The sequence below is a fragment of the uncultured Streptococcus sp. genome (assembly GCF_963521865.1).
GTDB lineage: Bacteria > Bacillota > Bacilli > Lactobacillales > Streptococcaceae > Streptococcus.
Genome location: NZ_CAUQWY010000013.1, coordinates 1 through 18,043 on the forward strand (window position 1 = coordinate 1; position 18,043 = coordinate 18,043).

The 18,043-nt window shown below is 37.3% G+C and carries 14 protein-coding genes; 3 read left to right on the plus strand and 11 right to left on the minus strand.

Features of this window, described 5'->3' with window-relative positions; all coding sequences use genetic code 11:
• A partial coding sequence (locus tag RWO85_RS04960; RefSeq protein ID WP_314414400.1) for an FAD/NAD(P)-binding oxidoreductase occupies positions 1–277 on the minus strand: 277 nt, incomplete at its 3' end.
• Positions 278–574: 297 nt separating this feature from the next.
• Between RWO85_RS04960 and RWO85_RS04965 the strand changes: the two genes are divergently transcribed.
• Genes RWO85_RS04965 through RWO85_RS04975 form a run of 3 tightly spaced genes read left to right on the plus strand, consistent with a single transcriptional unit; the run spans position 575 to position 3,426 of the window.
• Entirely contained in the window at positions 575–1,498 is a 924-nt protein-coding gene (locus RWO85_RS04965) for an FAD:protein FMN transferase (RefSeq protein ID WP_314414402.1), read from the plus strand.
• Between the two features lie 59 nt (positions 1,499–1,557).
• On the plus strand, positions 1,558–2,163 hold the full coding sequence (locus tag RWO85_RS04970) for an NADPH-dependent FMN reductase (RefSeq protein ID WP_296173138.1): 606 nt from the start codon (positions 1,558–1,560) through the stop codon (positions 2,161–2,163).
• An 18-nt stretch (positions 2,164–2,181) separates the two neighbouring features.
• Positions 2,182–3,426: an NAD(P)H-dependent oxidoreductase gene (locus RWO85_RS04975; RefSeq protein WP_314414403.1), complete on the plus strand. Its 1,245-nt coding sequence runs from the start codon at positions 2,182–2,184 to the stop codon at positions 3,424–3,426.
• A 116-nt stretch (positions 3,427–3,542) separates the two neighbouring features.
• Here RWO85_RS04975 and RWO85_RS04980 read toward each other — a convergent pair whose 3' ends face one another.
• The 10 genes from RWO85_RS04980 to RWO85_RS05025 all read right to left on the minus strand — a co-directional run bounded on the left by RWO85_RS04980 (position 3,543) and on the right by RWO85_RS05025 (position 17,870).
• Positions 3,543–3,800 (minus strand): DUF896 family protein, encoded by a 258-nt coding sequence (locus RWO85_RS04980; protein ID WP_314414404.1) that lies wholly within the window; start codon positions 3,798–3,800, stop codon positions 3,543–3,545.
• Between the two features lie 41 nt (positions 3,801–3,841).
• Positions 3,842–5,878: a glycine--tRNA ligase subunit beta gene (gene glyS / locus RWO85_RS04985; protein ID WP_314414406.1), complete on the minus strand. Its 2,037-nt coding sequence runs from the start codon at positions 5,876–5,878 to the stop codon at positions 3,842–3,844.
• A gap of 212 nt (positions 5,879–6,090) precedes the next feature.
• Entirely contained in the window at positions 6,091–7,008 is a 918-nt protein-coding gene (glyQ, locus tag RWO85_RS04990; protein WP_314414410.1) for a glycine--tRNA ligase subunit alpha, read from the minus strand.
• 383 nt (positions 7,009–7,391) lie between these two features.
• Positions 7,392–7,763 carry a GFA family protein gene (locus RWO85_RS04995; protein WP_125421189.1) on the minus strand — a complete coding sequence of 124 codons (372 nt, stop codon included), beginning with the start codon at positions 7,761–7,763 and terminating at the stop codon, positions 7,392–7,394.
• 283 nt (positions 7,764–8,046) lie between these two features.
• Positions 8,047–12,786: a S8 family serine peptidase gene (locus tag RWO85_RS05000; protein ID WP_314414412.1), complete on the minus strand. Its 4,740-nt coding sequence runs from the start codon at positions 12,784–12,786 to the stop codon at positions 8,047–8,049.
• Between the two features lie 201 nt (positions 12,787–12,987).
• Complete coding sequence (gene pgdA, locus RWO85_RS05005) at positions 12,988–14,379, minus strand: peptidoglycan-N-acetylglucosamine deacetylase PgdA (RefSeq protein WP_314414413.1); 1,392 nt, start codon at positions 14,377–14,379, stop codon at positions 12,988–12,990.
• A gap of 87 nt (positions 14,380–14,466) precedes the next feature.
• Positions 14,467–15,657, minus strand: a complete 1,191-nt coding sequence (gene metK / locus RWO85_RS05010) for a methionine adenosyltransferase (RefSeq protein ID WP_314414415.1) — start codon at positions 15,655–15,657, stop codon at positions 14,467–14,469.
• A gap of 793 nt (positions 15,658–16,450) precedes the next feature.
• Complete coding sequence (locus RWO85_RS05015) at positions 16,451–16,750, minus strand: bacteriocin immunity protein (RefSeq protein ID WP_314414417.1); 300 nt, start codon at positions 16,748–16,750, stop codon at positions 16,451–16,453.
• 330 nt (positions 16,751–17,080) lie between these two features.
• Positions 17,081–17,275, minus strand: a complete 195-nt coding sequence (locus RWO85_RS05020) for a bacteriocin secretion protein (protein WP_314414419.1) — start codon at positions 17,273–17,275, stop codon at positions 17,081–17,083.
• 310 nt (positions 17,276–17,585) lie between these two features.
• A complete protein-coding gene (locus tag RWO85_RS05025) occupies positions 17,586–17,870 on the minus strand; it encodes a hypothetical protein (protein ID WP_314414422.1) in 285 nt (94 codons plus the stop codon).
• Positions 17,871–18,043 lie beyond the last annotated feature (173 nt).

Sequence of the window (18,043 nt, forward strand, 5' to 3'; positions counted from 1 at the left end):
CTGTAACTACTTTGTTATCATAGTCGATTGAAAGAACTGGTGAGTTCATGTAAACCTTAGCACCTTTAGCTTCCAATTTTTCTTTATCAGAATAGAACAAGCCTTCAGCACCGTCGATTTGTTCACCAATCCAAAGGGCCATTCCACATCCTAGGAAAGAGATGTTAGAGTTTTGGTCAAATACAACGATTTCGTTCTCATTGCCAAAATTATCCAACATAGTATTAATACATGCTGTACCAGCGTGGTTAGCACCAACTACAACGATTTTACTCATAGAAAAATTCCTACCTTCAATTTTAAATTTACTCTTCTAGTATAACATTTACTGTTAGCGTTTACAAGAGTTTTGCTAATTTTCCCGATTTTTTTGTAAAAAAATGTAAATAATCTGTATTTTATCAGCCTTTCTTACAATTACTCTTTGTTTTCTGAGCATATTTCTTGACAACTTTACAAATTTTATTTGTGAAAACGCTGACTTTATGGTATGCTAGTATTATGGAAAGAAAATGTAAGGGATTAAATTTAACATATTTCAGCCTTCTTTTCATAAGAGAAAGGAGTTGGTAGCTTGCCTCTTAGTTCACATTCCGAACGGCTAATGGGGACTACTATCACTATTTCATTAGTAGATGAGCGAGCCGATATCTTGCTCCAAAAATCCTTTGATTTGCTCAAAGAGCTTGAATACCGCTTCAATGCCAATAGCCAAAAATCTGAGTTGATGGAAATCAATTATCAAGCTGGAATAGCTCCAGTCAAAGTTCATCCAGACCTGTTTGAACTGATTTCACTTGGATTAGAGCATAGCCTAGCGCCCTCTAGTCATCTCAATATCAGCATTGGTCCCTTGATTCAAACCTGGCGCATCGGTTTTTCAGATGCCAAAGTAGCCCAACCCCAAGAAATTGAAGCTGTGCTACCTTTAATCAATCCTCATTATATCGAGTTAGATTCTTCTGCTTCCACTGTGCTCTTGAAACAGAAAGGAATGAAGATCGATCTTGGTTGTTTAGCCAAGGGTTATAGTGCGGATAAGGTTGCCCAATTTCTTAGAGAAGAGGGAGTGACATCTGCCTTGATCAATCTGGGAGGGAATATCCTGACCATTGGAAAAAATCAAGCAAGAGGGGATCAAGCTTGGCAAATAGGGATTCAAGACCCAGCCAATCCGAGGGGAAATCACTTAATGACAATCCCCGTTGTCAATCAATCTGTCGTGACTTCAGGCATTTATGAACGTCACCTGACAGTTGATGGACAAGATTACCATCATATTTTTGACAGTCAAACAGGATATCCTGTTGAAACGGAACTAGCTAGTCTAACAATCATCTCTGATAAATCAGTCGATGGTGAAATCTGGACAACTCGTCTATTTGGAGAAAGACCCGCTTCTATCCTTTGGCAAGTCGAAAGTTTGGAGGGCATCGAAGCCATCCTCATCGATAAGGAAGGTCACCTAAGCTGTTCTTCAGGAATTCCTACTCTATAGAAATAGATGTTTCAGTAGAGTTTTAAAATCGTATTATGTAAAAAGAGAAAGGAAATCTCATGTTAAAACTTATTGCTATTGTTGGAACAAATTCAAAACGTTCTACAAACCGTCAATTGCTTCAATACATGCAAAAACACTTTGCTGAAAAAGCTGAAATTGAACTTGTTGAAATTAAAGACATTCCTGTCTTCAACAAACCAGCAGACAAGAACGTACCTGCTGAAATTCTAGAAATAGCTGCTAAAATTGAAGAGGCAGATGGCGTTATTATCGGTACTCCTGAGTATGACCACTCTATCCCAGCTGTTTTGATGAGCGGTCTTGCTTGGTTGTCTTATGGTATCTACCCACTTTTGAATAAACCAATCATGATTACAGGTGCTTCATATGGTACGCTTGGATCATCACGTGCTCAATTACAACTTCGCCAAATCTTGAATGCTCCAGAAATTAAAGCAAGTGTCCTTCCAGATGAATTCTTGCTTTCACATTCTCTTCAAGCCTTCACCCCAAGTGGAGACCTAGTAGATCTTGATGTTATCAAAAAACTGGATGCTACTTTTGACGACTTCCGTATCTTTGTAAAAATTACTGAAAAATTGCGTAATGCACAAGAACTACTTCGCAAAGATGCTGAAGACTTTGACTGGGAAAATTTGTAAGATAGGAGACCAAAAAGAATGAAATTTGTTGGACTTGTAGGATCAAACTACGATCAATCATATAACCGTAAACTCTTGGAATTCATCCGTCGTCACTTCAAACTTAAATTTGAATTAGAAGTTCTTGAAATTGACGAAGTTCCAATGTTTAACCAAGACGAAAAATGGGACGAAAGTTTCCAATTACGTTATTTATATAACAAAATTACTCGTGCTGATGGTGTCATTATCGCTACTCCTGAGCACAACCATACAATTTCAGCTTCCCTAAAATCTGTTCTTGAATGGCTTTCATATGAGGTTCATCCATTTGAAAACAAACCAGTCATGATTGTGGGTGCTTCTTACTACGACCAAGGTACTTCTCGTGCCCAAGTTCACCTTCGTAAGATTCTTGACGCTCCAGGTGTCAATGCCTATACTCTTCCAGGAAATGAATTCCTTCTCGGTAAAGCTAAAGAAGCCTTTGATGTTAATGGGAATATCACAAATGAAGGAACTATTAATTTCCTTGCAACATGTTTAGACAACTTTGTAAAATATGTGGGAGTCGTTTCAAAATTGAAAAAACCAAAACCAATCTCACCAGAAGATTTATATTGTACAAATCCAATCGCAACTACCATTCAAGGTGTTGACCCTGACGATCCTGAATGGGTAGAAAAAGCAGCTGAGCTCGTTGGAGCTGTTTCTGGAGATACTTACGTTAAATTAGACCACGGTATCTTAACAGTTAACCAAATTGATATGTTCTTGAAAGCAATGCCATTTGAGTTAACATATGCGGATGATAATAACCAATTCTTGTACTACAATAACGCCCACCAAGATCCAAACACAATGTATGGTAAACGTGTGCGAGTTCAAGCAGGTAGCCGACTAGGAACAGTACATGCTTCTCTACCACCTGCAAGAATGAAAAACGTTGAGTGGGTTGTCGGTGTACTACGTAATGGTGATCAAGAGTATGTTCGTACAATTGTTCCGGGACAACCAGAAGGTGTAATTAATACTCATAACTATAAAGCAATGTACTATCCAGATGGCTCATATGCTGGAATTAATGAAATTATCTTTAATTTCCAACCATGGCTTGATTGGTACTTAGAAACAACTGGTCAACGTCTAGTTGGTGGAAATGCTGCAGCATCTGCTGGCGGACATGGTCACGGCGATGCAGATGCTACATCTGGAGCTTCTGATGCAGGTGATGCTGGAGGCCACGGTGGTGGCGCAGACGCTACATCTGGCGCAAGTAACTAATAATAGTTTTGGGAACCATCTTGGTTCCTTTTTTAGCGAAAAAAAGACTAGCAGTTTGTGTCTGCTAGTCTTTTGATTATTATTTCATCTATCTTTATTAAAAGAAAGAATACTTATTATGAATTTGGATCATCGATACTACGGCCATGTAAACCTTTTTCACGTTGTGCCTGACGTAGTTTCTCTGGTGTAACATCGTTTCCTTCTTCGTCCACAATTTTGATCCCTTCGATGTGGTGACGAACAGTGCGACGATAACCTTCGATGTACTCCTCACGTAGTTTGGCTTGTTCTACTTTTTCAGATGGTGTCAAGCCTTCTGCTTTTTTCTTTTTAGCAAGCTCGTTGATACGAGCAATTTTTTTAGGATCCATTTCTTCTCCTTTGTGATAAGATAAAATCCGTTTATCAAATTTTATTTAGTGTTAATTTGGTTAAAACGAGCAAGTTTGGCTGCTTTTTGAGTTAAATGAGACAAGATTGCCAAACGATTTTGACGAACAGCCTGATCTTCTGCCATTACCATGGTATTCTCAAAGAAATTATCAATAACTGGACTAAGCGCAAAGAGTTGCTTCAATTGCTGACTGGCAGTCCCTGACAAAACGAGTGATTCTACTGCTTCTGCCAAGACTTTCTCTTCTTCATTCTCAAAGAGAGCTAAATCAACTGTAGCAACTCCTTCTGCCTTCTCAGCCAAGTTAAAGGCACGAGAAAGTGATTCAACAGATGGTTTGAAGTCTTCTTCCTTGCTTGCTTCTACGAGAGCACTTGCTGCTTCCAACATATCCGCCACAACAAAGTTTGATCCTGCAAGAACGGCTTCCTTGATATCTTTAGGAGTAGAACCCATCATCTTATCAACACGAGCCTTGATAAAATCCATAATCTCTGCCTTATTTTCATAAGTCAAGCTGTCAAATTTCAATGCATAAAGGCTATCGATCAGCTCATCCATAGCAATGTACCAACCAAAGGCATCCAAGATACGAACCACACCTTGGGTCGCGCGACGAAGAGCATAAGGGTCATTAGAACCTGATGGAATCAAGCCTACTGAGAAGAAACTCAAAATCGTATCCAATTTGTCTGCAATAGCTAGAATGGCTCCAACCTTGCTCTCTGGAAGTTCTCCTTCGGCTGATGTAGGCATGTAGTGTTCACGAATAGCAGCTGCAACCGCTGGAGTTTCCCCAGCAAGAAGGGCATATTTCTCCCCCATAATTCCTTGGAGCTCGTCAAATTCACCAACCATACCTGTCAACAAGTCAAACTTGTAAATGGCTGCTGCACGAGCAAGGTCAGCTGTTTCATCAGCTGATAAACCTGCTTTTTCTGCTAAAAGTACACCGATTTGACCAGTACGAATCATGTGTTCACGAAGGGAACCAATTTTCTCATGGAAGGTGACATTATTTAATTTTTCAACAAGGTCAGAAATAACCAATTTTTGATCTTCACGCCAGAAGAATTCACCGTCTTCCAAACGAGCTACCAAAACTTTTTCATTTCCTTTGATGACATTTTCCAAATGCTCTGCGTTACCGTTACGAACAGAAATGAAATTCGGCAAGAGTTTTCCATCTTGATCACGAACAACAAAGTAACGTTGGTGCTCCTTCATCGAAGTCACCAAAACTTCTTCTGGAACTTCAAGGTATTTGACATCAAAACTTCCCATAAAGGCAGTTGGGTATTCAACCAAGTTCAAGACTTCATTAAGCAAGTCAGTATCAATTTCGATGCGTACACCATGCTCAGCTTCTATTGCTTTGATTTGGTCAACAATCATTTGCTCACGTTCACGAGGATCCGCGATTACAAACTGCTTACGAAGATCTTCTTCATAGCTCAAGGCTGACTGAATCTTGGTTTCTTTCCCCAAGAAACGATGGCCGCGGCTGACACGATCACCCTTGATTTCAAGGAAATCTAAGTCAAACTCTTGCTCATCCAAGAGAACGGTTAAAGTGTGAACAGGACGAATGTACTCAAAGCTATTACCAGCCCAGTGCATGCTGACTGGGAAAGTCAGTGACTTCAAGACATCTACAACACCAGGAACAATTGCTTCAACTGCTTGACCAACTTCTTCCTTAGTGACATAGACATATTCTTCACCCTTGATTTCACGGAATTCAATATCTTCAACCGTCAAGCCTTTTCCACGGACAAATCCTTGAGCTGCTTTGGTGAAGTTCCCATCGCTATCCAAGGCAATTTTCTTTGCTGGACCCTTGAAATCTTCTGTCAAATCAGACTGTTTGTCTGCAAGACCAGTTACACGAACAGCCAAACGACGGGGTGTTGAGAAGGTTTGAATGGCTTCAAAAGACAGACGGTTTTCCTTGAGGAAGGCTGCCATTTTTTCGCCTAGTTGTTTTTCACTTGGTGTAACAACATAGGCTGGTAATTCTTCAAGACCGAGTTCTACTAATAAGTTTTTTGTCATGTTTTTTCTCCGAAAAGTATCTTTTTATTTTCCAGTTTGCCTTATGTGATTGGGCACGCAAGCAACCAACTTCGTTGTTTCATTGCTAAAATTGGAGCCAAAAGTCTCCAATTTTGCCTAGTATCCTTAGCTTCACTAAGGATACCTTCATCACTGCGGCAACTGGTTCAGGGCTCACACTGTTCGCCCATTTTCGTAATTTGTCACTCTCTTTATTCTGCGTCTTCTGCTAAGAGTTTAGCCCGTGTTGCTTCATCCAAAAGTGGGTAGCCTAGGCGTTTTCGTTCTGCGACAAAGGTTTTGGCTACGACACGGGCCAAGTTACGGATACGTGCGATATAGCCTGCACGCTCTGTTACAGATACGGCACCACGCGCGTCAAGCAGGTTAAAGGTGTGTGAACATTTGAGAACATAGTCATAGGCAGGGTGTACCAAGCCTTCTTCCAAGGCGCGACCAGCTTCTTTTTCAAACTTATCAAAGTTTTCAAGCAACATTTCTTGATCCGAAATTTCAAATGAATATTTTGAGTGCTCGTACTCAGGCTGAATAAAGATTTCTCCGTATTTTACACCATCAGCCCACTCGATATCATAGACAGAGTCTACTTCTTGAATGTAAGAAGCCAAACGCTCCAAACCATAGGTGACTTCCGCAGTCACAGGGGCAGTTGCCAATCCACCGACTTGTTGGAAATAAGTGAACTGAGTAATTTCCATCCCATCAAGCCAAACTTCCCAACCAAGACCTGCAGATCCAGTCGATGGGTTTTCCCAGTTGTCCTCAACAAAACGGACATCGTGCTCCAAAGGATTGATTCCCAATTTTTCTAAAGACTCAAGATAAAGTTCTTGGATGTTTGATGGAGAAGGCTTCATTACCACTTGGAATTGGTGGTGTTGGTAAAGGCGGTTAGGGTTTTCCCCGTAACGACCGTCAGCAGGACGACGTGATGGCTCTACATAGGCTGCATTCCATGGCTCAGGTCCGATAGCACGAAGGAAAGTGTAAGGACTCATGGTTCCCGCACCTTTCTCATTATCATAAGCCTGCATAAGCATACAACCTTGGTCATTCCAAAATTGTTGCAAAGTAAGGATGATTTCCTGGAAAGTCAATTTTTTAGACATTATTTACTCCTTTTTATATAAATTACTTGCGACACGAGTCTGCCTCGTCGATCATACGAGGCAAGACGAGTTAGTACTGCGTCTAGCTCAGGCACTCTAGTGCTGAGCGTGGGGCAGTCCGACTGTAAGGAGGTTTCTGCCACTGATGCAGTGAAATGTTAATTTCTTAGACATTGAATACTCCTTAATAAAAATGATTTCTTGCGACACGAGTCTGCCTCGTCGATCATACGAGGCAAGACGAGTTAGTACTGCGTCTAGCTCAGCACCCTAGTGCTGAGCGTGGGGCAGCCCGACTATAAGGAGGTCTCTGCCACTGACGCAGTGAAATGTTAATTTCTTAGACATTGTTTACTCCTTTAATTTATATTATCTTTTTAGCTTTATTTATCAAGCAACCAAGAAAAAGCTGGGGCCTGAAAAATATGACGTTTGGGAACAGTTTGTAAATTCTGATCGCATTCATCTATTGTACCTAATTTCAAAGCACAGACTTCTGGTATATTTTCTTGAACAGTGAAAATTTGACTATGACAGTTCTGGCAGTAATAACGCTGTTTTCCTGGAGAAGAACTATAGGAAACAAGCTTTTCTTTTCCATGCAATACTAGCTTTTCACTGCTAACTTTAGCATTAACTGTATAAGCAGACGCAGTTGCTTTCCGACAAAATGAGCAATGACAAAAAACTAATTCCGATAATTCCTCATCTAGAGTGTAGGTCACTGCTTTACATAAACAAGATCCTTTAAGCATTATGCTCCTTTCTACTTAGGCATTAGACGAATTCAAAAAGAACCGAATTTCAACACCCAAGCCTTGCGACTAGGGGCGTCAGAAACGCGGTTCCACCCTAATTTATTACTTCATTGTTTTTGAAAATACTACAGAAAGCGCCAGTTCTTTATTTTGCCCTACTTGGCTCCCACTATCCCAAGCTCGCTTGAAGAACGCCATAAGACTTTCTTTCCTGCAGACTATTATATCAGAATTGTAACATACTGTAAATCAAAAACTATAGAAAGATGTATAGTATTCTCTACTCACTTTTTGAAAAAGTTGCAAGTCCAATAACTGACAATAAGAGAGAAATTCCAGAAATACTTAGAATAATAGAAATCATGTTATTCTCACCAGTAGCTGGTAATTGTTTTCCTTCTTTGTTGACTGTAGCTAAAAGCACTTGTTGACCACTTCCAGCTAGTGTTTTATTCTCATGATTAGCTTCTATAATTGATGGAGTTTTCTCAATTTTATCATTGCTAATTGAAGGCTTAATAATTGAGACTTGTCTATTGTGACTTACTAATTTAACAGGTTGCACTTGAGAAACTGGCTTAATCGATGCAACTGGTTTAGCTGGATTAACTGCCTTAACTGGTGCAACTGGTTTGGTTGGAATCTCTACTTTATTAGCCTTCAGTTTTACAGTCGTCTCTTTTAGAGCATTGATTACTGCATTAATTTCTTCTTGACTAGCTTCTGAATTTTCTAAAAGTAGCTTAGCTTTGCTGAAAATAAGATTATATGCATCCTTCTCCTCTTTGCTAGCTGTCAAAAATCTTGGATCTTTGTCTTGGAACTTCACTTCATCCACGATAACATTTTTTAAGCTCATGAAATCTGTTTCTTTCCCATTCAGCTGTTCTTGTGCTTTCAAGAAAGTGGTCAATAGACGATCGATTTCATCTTGAGTTATCAAATCTTTTGTAATTAATAATGCTAAGAGTTTAAATTCACGATCATATTGACCTTTGCGTTCTTGATCAGAATTTATATATTTACCTTTTTTAACTATCTCAGCATATGCTTTAATGGCATTCTTCAATGATGTGATATCAGATTCCTTACCATCCAATGTTTGCATAGCAGACTCTAAAGCCTTAACAATTTGGTCAATTTTATCTTGGTTAAGTTTACTTCCCAATGCTAGTTGCGCATCTTTGACACTTTGGTCAAACATCTCTTTTAAATTCTGTTTTGTATTATAATATCTTGGAGTTTTAACTACTTCCATTTGTTTATTTAAAGCTGCAATCAGAGCTAACTTAGAAACAACTGAAAGTGACAAAACATTATTTTTACCAAACAGAACTTTAAATGGTTGAAGATTATCAAGTAATTCATAACCGTTTGATAGATTTACAAGAACTTTATACTCACCAGTAACTACTTTCTTACCATAAGAATGTTTACCATATGTTTCAGCTGGCAAGACTTGACTCTGACCGTCTTCACCTACCAAAGTAATCGTTGTAGTTCCAGGAACAGCTTGATTAAAGCCAACCGTTACTGGGGCATATTTCATTTTGTTAGCCAAGAAGGTAATAGTTTGAAAACTATTTTCTTTCGTTAAATCAAATTCCTTAGATAAGGCACTCACAAATTTCAACTCTGTACGGTCATAGCTAAAAATTTCTGCAACATAATGTCCAAATTTCAAGAAATTAATATCTTTTGATTTATCAACAGTTACATATTGACCTTCACTATTTTTAATGCGATAAACATAAGTCGTATCAATCTCACTCTTTGTTTTATTATTTAATATAGCAATTTTTACACGGCCACTATTTTCTTCACCTACAAGATTTTTTAGAGATATAAAGTCTACATTTCCCGCAAAGTCTTCCACATAATAGAAGATTTTCGATTTATCAATATTCTTAGGAAGTGTATAACTACCATCTTCATTTTGTTTGATAATTTGATACTGTTCGATTTCTGAATCTGTCGATTCTCTATTTTCAGAAGGACGAATATAAAAGACTTTTTCTAAAAGAATTCCCCCATTTCCTACATCCTGAGGTTTACGAGCTATAAATTGTTCTTGATCTTTTTGAGAACGAATATATCCCGAAGTAATCAGAGGTTTTTGTGTATCGATTTGAATTTTAAATGTTGTGTATTGTTCTTCAGCTCCAGGGACATCTGGCTTATAACTAATAACATAGTCATAAATTCCATCAGAGACTCGATTTCCGTTAGAATCTTTTCCTCCCCAAGCTGTTTTATCTAGAACGTAACTTCTTGGATTTCTAGTATCGCCATCAAAATAATTTTTTACAAGGTCTGTTGGACGACTTTTCCAAATAGGGTTACTATGTGTTGTATCTGAAGAATCATAAACTGTTGCACGAAGATTTACCAAGTTTCTATAAACAAGAGTTTTAAATTGAACAGAATCTTTATTACCATCATCGTTTGGTGAGATAGCAAGGCGGATGTTCCCCTTTTCATCTAATTGAAGATGGTATTTTCCTTCGGCATCTTGTTTCACTCCGAGTACAGTCACTCGATTTCCTTGACGCTCTGCTTTTAAAACATTTACATCATTTTCAGAACTTGTTAAATAAGTTGCATCGTCTGAAGGTGAAATTCCTGGATTATCTTTATCAATTTTAGAGTAAAATCCACTTTTTCCTTCCTGAATCAAATTATAAATTGGTTTTTCTATTGCAGGTAGATTTTGGAATTCTCCCTTAAATCCCATAAATGGTAAACCAATAATAGAACCATCATCTGCAGGATTGACAAATCTAACAAATCCTTCTAGAAAATAACCATTTGGCATTATTTTACTAAGTTCTTCAGTAAACTTACTTGTATCTACTCTAACTGTTACCGTCTTCGTACTATGAGCTTTCACAGTTACTTCAGGCCAGACTGTTTCAGTTAGTTTTCGTGGACGGAGAGTGAATTTCCCTTCGTTAACTTCATCCGTATTTGTATTTACAACCATCTTCAAAGTTTGGTCTTTGTCCGAAATATTATGAATTGTAACTTCAAAGGTAAATTTATCACCAACATTGCCAAGAGTAACACTTGGATAGTTATTTGTACCTGTTACAAATAGATCTGTGCTGGTTGCTGCCATCGTGTCAACTACACCGGCACCTTGCTGACGTGGAGAAGTATAGGCTCCAGTTTGTTTATTAAAATGTGGTTTTGCAGTAGACATAATTAAAGCTTTTACAATCTCTGAAATTTGACTAGCTGATAATTCAGGATGTTTCTTTGCTAAATATTCTTTGACTAATGCTGCGACACCAGCTATATGAGGAGCCGCCATACTTGTTCCACTGATACTTCCATAACTATTGTCATTAAATGATGAATAGATATTTCCACCAGGTGCAGTAACATCTGGTTTCAATTGTCCATCTGTTGTAACTCCCCAACTTGAAAAATCTGATAATTGGTCTGCAACATCTGATTTACGATTATCCATCTTATGATTAAAGACAATTTTATACTGACCAGATTTAAGAATTTCACCATAATGTTTTGAAATAAAGACAGATGGGATTTTCTTAGCATCACCTGTAACAGACATACTAACATTTGCACCTTCAACGTTGTTATAAATTAAAACTCCAACTGCACCGTGTTGAAGAGCATTTTTAATCTTATCAGAGAAATGGATTTTACCACGTTGAATCAGTGCTAACTTGCCTCTTACATCAATATTAGCAAAATCTTCTTCACGACCAATACCCGCTGCTACATATTCGTATTCTTTCCCTTTTTCAAAATCTTTTTCTGCTTCAGGTCTATTAAAATCAAACTTACCATAATCAAGTTTAGTATCATTTTCTAAACCTTTTACTTCAAAGACTTCAGTAGTTAGAATTTTATTATTAATCGAAGCAACAGAAATTGAATCTTCTACTGTAGAGGGATTTCCAACCAGTCCGTAATCAGGATTTTCTGCTAATGGTTGTGAAAAACCTCTACCGAAAGTATTGCTATTACCAGCAGCAATAACAACAGATACTCCTTTAGCGCGTGCTCTTTTTACTGCTTCAATAATATCTGAACCTGCATCTACCGTTGAACCCGCACCTGCACCCAAACTCATATTGATCACATCTGCACCTAACGCAACTGCGTCATCAATGGCTTTTACATAAAAGGCAGATGCTGTAGTTTTATCTCTGTCTGAAAAAACTCTCATAAACATTATTTGAGCTTCTGGTGCAACTCCATATACCTTCTCAGAATTCGGAGCTTTATTAACTGGATTTCCAGCTACAATACCAGTAACGTGCATTCCATGAGACTCTTTTTCAGCCTCTTTTATATTATCTGTTCCATCAAAGTAATCATAAGCATATACTACCTTGTCACTGTACCATTTCCCATAGTCAATACCAGCAGCCTTTTTAGCTTTTTCGATATCATTCTGATTTTTAAATTTCGCCTTTGACGGATCAGAAATACGCAGAACCTCATGATTCAAATCAAGCCCTGAATCTATAACAGCGACTACAGTGCCTTCCCCTTTGTATCCTTCTTCCCATGTTTTAGGAACAGTAATCATTTCATTACTGGAGATACTATTTGGTTTTTCTTTATGTCTGCTTTGAGATAAGGACTGTGATTGTAAGCTTTTCGAAGAAGAATTACTTTTCACTGCTGATCCTTCTTTCTTCTCTTCACTTTTTATCGCAGTCGTTTCTTGCTGGATGATTAAAACCTTATCTGACTTACTATCTCTATCCTCTATAGAATCATCTTTGTTTAATGACTCTGTCACTTCTGTTTTTTCCTTTGAAGAAGAATTTAGAGCATTCTTGTCAGTCGTGACTGGCGGTGCGAGCTTATTTGAATCATCTAATTTATTAATTGTTACTGCATGTGTAACTTGATTGGATGTTTCAATTTTTCCATCATCGGCACTAACCTGTACGAAAGTAAATCCGAATACAAAGACCGATAGCAGAAAAATCGTTGCTAATTGGTACTTTTTATAACAAAAATCTTTGCAATCTCCCATAAAATCACTCCTTTTTATTTAAATTAAAAGTATTATATCCTAAATTATCTGAAAATTCTATCAAAAAAATATTTTGTAACAAAATTGTAATATTAATCATATGATACGATTTAAACATAAAAAATTAGCCTTGAATGATACAAGACTAAATTTCTTTATTGAAAAACTACTTACTATTGAATTGGTCTTTCAGCAACCTTCTTACTGATTACGGTCATAGAATAATTCGTGTGATTTTAATCGTGAATTAAGCATTTCTGGAACTGTCACAAAGTCATAACCTTGCCCTTTCAAGTAGTCAATAACCTTCGGTAGAGCATTTACAGTCTCAGCATGGATATCATGCATGAGAATAATAGAACCATTCTTGACTTCACGCTGAATTTCTGTCAAAATAGATGCTTCATTTTTACTCTTCCAGTCCAGACTATCCACATCCCACATAATAAAGCTCAAATCTAAGCTATTGCGAATGTCGTCAGTGATAGCACCATAAGGCGGACGCATAAGTTTAGAGCTAGAACCTAGCACTTTGGTTAGCGCTGCCTCAGTATCAGTTATTTGTTTTTTGGCTTCATCAAGGGAAAGTTTTGAAAGAACTGGATGGCTCCAACTATGGTTTCCAATAACATGACCATCTGATTTCATCCGTTTCAAAATCTCTTCGTTGCCAGAAACATTCTTACCTAAAACAAAGAAAGTAGCCTTAATTCCATACTTAGAAAGAGTATCTAATGCTTGACTTGTCGTTGTAGGATTTGGTCCATCATCAAAAGTCAAGGCTACTACTTTACGATTTTTCTTCTCAAAATAAGCTTTATAAAGTTCCGCATCCTTATCTAGCAAATATGAGGACTGAATAAGATCAAAAAAACTAGATACTGGCAAGGCAATCTCATCCAGATTTTCAACAGGCTGACTCGGATAAAGAATAATTTGGCTATCCTTATAATCAAAGTTCCATGCAGATAAGTCTTGGTCAGAGAAACCTTTAACAATCTGATCAAACTTTTCTTGTTCCAATTTCTTATCCTGTAAGAAAGAAGTCAGTTCTTTTGTCAGTTTTTCTTTGGATTTACTAGCATCTGAAAATAATTGATCAAGTGTAAAAGGCTTACCATCTTCTGTCAAATGTACTTTCGCTAGACTAGTTTTTTCCGTCTCTTCAACTTTTGAAGATGTTAAATCATAGATTTGTTTCATCACACTTCGGTTGACAATCCCTTTTAAAGTCGAATCCTGTTTCTCTGTATAATAAAAAACCAGATTTTCCTTGTCTTCTAAATTTTCCTTAATATCCTGCACTATGATTCCTTTTACAGACGAAATCACTTGCTCCCCTTGGAGAGGATAATAGGCAATCACTTCGGCTTGCCCTTTACGAAAATGATCCTTCTGATTTCCCTCACTCAATTGATCATCTTTCTCTTTTTTGAGCGTTTCAATTTTTTGCTCAAAACTTTGTTTCGTATAGACTTTGTAACCAATCATCGCCCCAAGGACACAAATGCTAACTGAAAAGATAGCTACTAGGGCTATTAAACCGATTCTCTTTTTATCGTGCTCAACACGATTTGCTCTACTTTTATCCATAAGACCATCATATCAAATTCAGGCTATAATTTCAATGATTTGGGAGGAAATAGTATATTAAAAAGAGGGGAACTCCCTCTTAAAATCTTATTTTACTGCTTCTTTTAAAGCATCTACCTTGTCCAAACGTTCCCATGGAAGATCAATATCTGTACGTCCCATGTGTCCATAAGCCGCTGTTTGACGGTAAATTGGGCGCTTGAGGTCCAGCATTTGGATAATTCCTGCAGGGCGAAGGTCAAAGATTTGACGAGCTGCTTTTTCAAGCTTACTTTCAGCTACTGTTCCTGTACCGAAAGTATCGATACGAACAGAAACAGGTTGCGCAACACCGATAGCATAGGCCAATTGCACTTCTGCCTTCTTAGCCAGACCTGCTGCAACAATATTCTTTGCAATATAGCGAGCCGCATATGACGCAGAACGGTCCACCTTAGTCGCATCCTTACCAGAGAAAGCACCACCACCGTGACGAGAGTAGCCACCATAAGTGTCCACGATAATCTTACGACCAGTCAAACCTGAGTCCCCTTGAGGTCCACCGATTACAAAACGACCAGTAGGATTGATGAAGAATTTGGTTTGCTCATCCAAGTAAGAAGCTGGAATAACCTCTTTGATAACCTTGCTAATGACATCATTGTGAATTTGTTCATTGCTAATTTCTGGATCGTGCTGAGTTGAAATAACGACTGTATCCACACGTACTGGACGGTCATTTTCATCATACTCAACTGTAACTTGTGATTTAGCATCTGGGCGAAGATAACTGATTTCACCAGACTTACGAAGTTCTGCCAGACGACGAACCAACTTATGACTGAGTGAAATTGGCAACGGCATGAGCTCTTCTGTTTCATCCACTGCAAAGCCAAACATGAGTCCTTGGTCTCCAGCTCCAATCAAGTCCAATGGATCTTGGTCTGCATTTCCACGAACCTCCAAGGCTTCATTAACACCTTGGGCAATATCTGGTGACTGCTCAACAAGTGACGGATGGACTCCCACCGTCTCAGCAGAAAAACCATATTCTGTATTGGTGTAGCCAATCTCTGCAATGGTATCACGAACCACACGGTTAATATCCACATAGGCATTTGTAGATATTTCACCAAAAACATGGACGGAACCAGTATATACAGCTGTCTCAGCAGCAACGTGCGCATCTGGATCCTTAGCTAAAATAGCATCCAAAATCGCATCTGAAATTTGGTCTGCAATCTTATCTGGATGCCCCTCAGATACAGATTCAGACGTGAATAATTTACGTTCTGACATAAAAATGTCCCCCCTTAAAAATAGTGTTATAGAGTTACAAAGTACTGATAGGTATTTTCGTTTTCTAAGAATTACTAGCTTCAGAAATAAAAACGATAATTTTTTATTTCTGAAGCTAGTAAGGCGCATAGGATAACCGCCCTATAGCGGCAACCGTAGAATAACGAGCGACTACTTTGGAGCCGTCAGTCTTTGCGAATTACAAAGTACTGATAGGAAAACTCTTAGTGATAAATGCCTACCATCTTATCGGGACTATATAACTTTATCATTATACCATTTTTTAGCGCAATTTGCAGTCTTTAATGTAGTGTTTCTGTATAGATAGTTCGTTCTAATAAAACAAAAAGAATTTAATCCTGTTGTATACAGAATTAAATCAAAATCTGAATTGCTTTTAATATTTTTTATACTCTCTAAAAACACCTCTATAATACATAGTCAGACCTAATATAGCAATAAATTTATGAATAATAGTATTTGATTCGAATAAAATGTTAATGGCTATTCCAGTCATTATAAAACTAATTGCAATTATTAAACGCTGCTTTATCTGTACCTCAACTTTCTATATCTCCAGTTCTTCCAAAAAATATTATAATAGCTCCACCATATCCCCTTAAAGAAACAAACCCTTCTCAAAGCATGAGAGTTCATCTTCAATGCTGGATAGCATTGCTTCATGCATTACATCAAATCGTTTCACCATTGTATTCATCACGAATATTTCCTTACATTTATATTAATTTTTTATCTTGTTACAAACTTGGTAAGTTTTTCTGCTCATTTTTCCTTATCTCGTTATACCAAAAGATATTAATCCTTGAGCTAGATTTTTACTCAATTCTCCATATGTGGCAATTTCTTTATAAAATGTCGCAACCTTTGGGCTCAATGATTTCTGACTATGAATCCCACTAACAGCCTGCTGACGAAGAGCTTCTGCCAACTCCATGACAACTCTCTGCTCATTTTTTGTATTCTCTAATAGAGTTTTATAACGTAATAAAATATCTCGTTCATTTTTATGAATCTCTGTATCTAAAATCAAATTGTAAACCTTAGTGAGAATTTCTTCTGTTCTCTTATCCATAAATTATCCTCTATAACCTGAAAGACAATAGCTCCTACCCAATGATGATATCCAACCATTAGCCATGATATCTTTAGTTAACTCAAAATCACACTTAGTTACAATATCCCCATTCTCAATTTGGAAATTAACAAATGAAATATTGTCCAAACATGTAATGATGCGAAAAAGTATCGTCATCACAACCTTATAAAGTTCCCTTTTGGTTTATTCCTTTTAAACCTATACAAATCAATAGTAGAGTGGCTATGATATCAACAATATCTTGTGACTTTAGTAAAGACAAGACTCCTAAAGAAATAATGTAAAATATACTAATTACTTTTCTCATTATCTACAAAAACTACCTGCCGCTATCCCGCCTGTTGAAATCGCAAATGCAACACCAACAGGACAAGTAAATGCAGTTAGACCTATATAAATTGACATACCAACTAATACTCCACAAGTAGGATTTAATCCACCAGAGTACTCTTGTAAATCACTGTTTTTTAGAATTGAAAACTGACTCATTGAACTATTCATTGTACATCCTCTCTTTTTAGCAAACTCGAATAGCTGTAGCACCACCTAGAATCGCAGCTCCAGCAGGTCTAGCGTATAAAAAGCCTATTTCAGTCATCCCTGCTCTACCTGAAATACAAGCCAAATCATTTTTACCTCCTTCAACACAATAATAGAAGAGAATCAGCTTTGAGCACATTAACTTGTTCCATTGTTTTTGTATGCATGATGAATACCTCCTATATAATAGGTATTTTTGTCAGATTATAACCTTGACAAGTTCAGTATAGCAGAACAAAATCGATTTTTACCACAAAGTATTTACATGTTGCTAACTCCACTTATCTTCAAATTTAAAAAGACACATTATTGGAGTTATTAGTAAGAAAAAATCTAACCAATTTAGATATTTCATAATATAGGATATAATACCAGCCATAACGAAAAGGTACAAGGCTGTACGATATCCTCTCTTTGGGTTTTTATCAGCCTTGGTGTTAAAAATAATGTACACACAACAAATTGCAATGAGTATAAGCTGAATCATAGTTTCATTTAACATATTAGCACCTCTTCTTTTTTTAAAACTATTTTGAATGAGTTGTTTTGCTTCCACGATGAGTACAACCTGTATAATAGATGTTTTTTATGAGATTATAATCTTGACAAGTTCATTATAGCAGGAAAAAAGAAATTTTTACCTCAAAGTCTTTAAATGTACTTTTTTCATCACGAAACGTATTTTTTCATGATTTGTAACCTTTCAAGATTAAAAATAAGCCATTTTAA

Bases quoted from the DNA above. Each gene is read 5' to 3' on its own strand.
- metK (WP_314414415.1), bottom strand. From the start codon at position 15,657: ATGTCAGAACGTAAATTATTCACGTCTGAATCTGTATCTGAGGGGCAT.
- RWO85_RS04980 (WP_314414404.1), bottom strand. From the start codon at position 3,800: ATGGATCCTAAAAAAATTGCTCGTATCAACGAGCTTGCTAAAAAGAAA.
- glyQ (WP_314414410.1), bottom strand. From the start codon at position 7,008: ATGTCTAAAAAATTGACTTTCCAGGAAATCATCCTTACTTTGCAACAA.
- RWO85_RS05000 (WP_314414412.1), bottom strand. From the start codon at position 12,786: ATGGGAGATTGCAAAGATTTTTGTTATAAAAAGTACCAATTAGCAACG.
- RWO85_RS04975 (WP_314414403.1), top strand. From the start codon at position 2,182: ATGAAATTTGTTGGACTTGTAGGATCAAACTACGATCAATCATATAAC.
- RWO85_RS04970 (WP_296173138.1), top strand. From the start codon at position 1,558: ATGTTAAAACTTATTGCTATTGTTGGAACAAATTCAAAACGTTCTACA.
- pgdA (WP_314414413.1), bottom strand. From the start codon at position 14,379: ATGGATAAAAGTAGAGCAAATCGTGTTGAGCACGATAAAAAGAGAATC.
- RWO85_RS05015 (WP_314414417.1), bottom strand. From the start codon at position 16,750: ATGGATAAGAGAACAGAAGAAATTCTCACTAAGGTTTACAATTTGATT.
- RWO85_RS05020 (WP_314414419.1), bottom strand. From the start codon at position 17,275: ATGAATAGTTCAATGAGTCAGTTTTCAATTCTAAAAAACAGTGATTTA.
- glyS (WP_314414406.1), bottom strand. From the start codon at position 5,878: ATGACAAAAAACTTATTAGTAGAACTCGGTCTTGAAGAATTACCAGCC.
- RWO85_RS04995 (WP_125421189.1), bottom strand. From the start codon at position 7,763: ATGCTTAAAGGATCTTGTTTATGTAAAGCAGTGACCTACACTCTAGAT.